Raw genomic sequence first — 3,077 nt, 5'->3', positions numbered from 1 at the left:
ACTGCTGAGTTCGGAATGGATTCAGGTGGTGCCACACCGCTATGGCCGCCAGACATAAACTGTCACAACATGGTAAAGCTGACTGTCGTCTTAATAACGCCACTCTCTTTTATTCGATTCGGTAAAGTCGCTCGCTTGTGCGCAACGTTCCAAACAACTTCGGTGTTGTATGGTTAAGTCTCACGGGCAATTAGTACGGGTTAGCTTAACGCATTACTACGCTTCCACACCCCGCCTATCAACGTCGTCGTCTTCAACAACCCTTCAGAGCACTCTAAGTGCTAGTGACAGCTTATCTTGAGGCTCGCTTCCCGCTTAGATGCTTTCAGCGGTTATCGATCCCGAACGTAGCTACCGGGCAGTGCCATTGGCATGACAACCCGAACACCAGCGGTTCGTCCACTCCGGTCCTCTCGTACTAGGAGCAGCCCCTCTCAACTCTCAAACGCCCACGGCAGATAGGGACCGAACTGTCTCACGACGTTCTAAACCCAGCTCGCGTACCACTTTAAATGGCGAACAGCCATACCCTTGGGACCGACTTCAGCCCCAGGATGTGATGAGCCGACATCGAGGTGCCAAACACCGCCGTCGATATGAACTCTTGGGCGGTATCAGCCTGTTATCCCCGGAGTACCTTTTATCCGTTGAGCGATGGCCCTTCCATTCAGAACCACCGGATCACTATGACCTACTTTCGTATCTGCTCGACGTGTCTGTCTCGCAGTTAAGCTGGCTTCTGCCATTGCACTAACCGTACGATGTCCGACCGTACTTAGCCAACCTTCGTGCTCCTCCGTTACTCTTTGGGAGGAGACCGCCCCAGTCAAACTACCCACCAGACACTGTCCTCAATCCCGCTCAGGGACCTAAGTTAGAACATCAAACATACAAGGGTGGTATTTCAAGGATGGCTCCACACCAACTGGCGCCAGTGCTTCTAAGCCTCCCACCTATCCTACACATGTAGGTTCAATGTTCAGTGCCAAGCTGTAGTAAAGGTTCACGGGGTCTTTCCGTCTAGCCGCGGGTACACAGCATCTTCACTGCGATTTCAATTTCACTGAGTCTCGGGTGGAGACAGCGTGGCCATGGTTACACCATTCGTGCAGGTCGGAACTTACCCGACAAGGAATTTCGCTACCTTAGGACCGTTATAGTTACGGCCGCCGTTTACCGGGGCTTCGATCAAGAGCTTCTCCGAAGATAACCCCATCAATTAACCTTCCGGCACCGGGCAGGTGTCACACCGTATACGTCCACTTTCGTGTTAGCACAGTGCTGTGTTTTTAATAAACAGTCCCAGCCACCTGGTCACTGCGGCCACCACCAGCTCATGACGCGAAGTCAATTACCGGCAGTGGCGTACCTTCTCCCGAAGTTACGGTACTATTTTGCCTAGTTCCTTCACCCGAGTTCTCTCAAGCGCCTTAGTATTCTCTACCTGACCACCTGTGTCGGTTTGGGGTACGGTCAATGTTCATCTGAAGCTTAGAGGCTTTTCCCGGAAGCATGGCATCAATGACTTCGCACCCGTGGGTGCTCGTCTCGTGTCTCGGCCTTAAGAGTCCGGATTTACCTAAACTCTCAGCCTACGCACTTTCACCGGGGCTACCAACGCCCGGCTCACCTAGCCTTCTCCGTCCCCCCGTCGCAATGAACATCGGTACAGGAATATTGACCTGTTTTCCATCGACTACGCGTTTCCGCCTCGCCTTAGGGGCCGACTTACCCTACCCTGATTAGCATGGGATAGGAAACCTTGGTCTTCCGGCGTGGGAGTTTTTCACTCCCATTATCGTTACTCATGTCAGCATTCGCACTTCTGATATGTCCAGCAGTCCTCTCGAACCACCTTCGCCCACTTACAGAACGCTCCCCTACCCCGCATGATAAATCATGCAGCCGCAGCTTCGGTGTATGGCTTAGCCCCGTTACATCTTCCGCGCAGGCCGACTCGACTAGTGAGCTATTACGCTTTCTTTAAAGGATGGCTGCTTCTAAGCCAACCTCCTAGCTGTCTCTGCCTTCCCACATCGTTTCCCACTGAGCCATAACTTCGGGACCTTAGCTGGCGGTCTGGGTTGTTTCCCTCTTCACGACGGACGTTAGCACCCGCCGTGTGTCTCCCGGATACTACTCATTGGTATTCGGAGTTTGCATGGGGTTGGTAAGTCGGGATGACCCCCTAGCCCAAACAGTGCTCTACCCCCAATGGTATTCGTCCGAGGCTCTACCTAAATAGATTTCGGGGAGAACCAGCTATCTCCGGGCTTGATTAGCCTTTCACTCCTAGCCACAAGTCATCCCCTCATTTTTCAACATAAGTGGGTTCGGTCCTCCAATTGATGTTACTCAATCTTCAACCTGCTCATGGTTAGATCGCCCGGTTTCGGGTCTATACCCTGCAACTCAACGCCCAGTTAAGACTCGGTTTCCCTACGGCTACCCTATCCGGTTAACCTTGCTACAGAATATAAGTCGCTGACCCATTATACAAAAGGTACGCAGTCACAGAACAAGTCTGCTCCTACTGCTTGTACGTACACGGTTTCAGGTTCTGTTTCACTCCCCTCGCCGGGGTTCTTTTCGCCTTTCCCTCACGGTACTGGTTCACTATCGGTCAGTTGGGAGTATTTAGCCTTGGAGGATGGTCCCCCCATATTCAGTCAGGATATCACGTGTCCCGACCTACTCGATTTCACTTATCATGCGCCGTCACATACCGGGCTCTCACCGTCTGTGGCTCCGCTTCCCATCGGATTCTGCTAGCACAAGTTAAGCTTAAGGGCTGCTTCCCGTTCGCTCGCCGCTACTGGGGAAATCTCGGTTGATTTCTTTTCCTCCGGGTACTTAGATGTTTCAGTTCTCCGGGTTCGCTTCCTGGCACCTATTGATTCAGTGCCGGATACTCTGTAAACAGAGTGGGTTGCCCCATTCGGAGATCCATGACTCAAGTGCCTCTTACTGGCTTATCATGGCTTATCGCAAGTTAGTACGTCCTTCATCGCCTCCAACTGCCTAGGCATCCACCGTGTACGCTTAGTCACTTAACCATACAACCCGAAGGTGTCTGG

General features: G+C 52.4%; 2 rRNA genes. Both read right to left on the bottom strand.

Annotated features, from left to right (window positions below):
* Nucleotides 1-53 (bottom strand): 5S ribosomal RNA (gene rrf / locus L8G48_RS13660); the annotation flags it as partial.
* Nucleotides 54-169: 116 nt separating this feature from the next.
* A 23S ribosomal RNA gene (locus tag L8G48_RS13240) occupies nt 170-3,056 on the bottom strand.
* Nucleotides 3,057-3,077: the final 21 nt, after the last annotated feature.

The organism is Idiomarina aminovorans (genome assembly GCF_023155095.1).
GTDB lineage: Bacteria > Pseudomonadota > Gammaproteobacteria > Enterobacterales > Alteromonadaceae > Idiomarina > Idiomarina aminovorans.
This window is presented reverse-complemented; position numbering and strand designations above follow the sequence as displayed.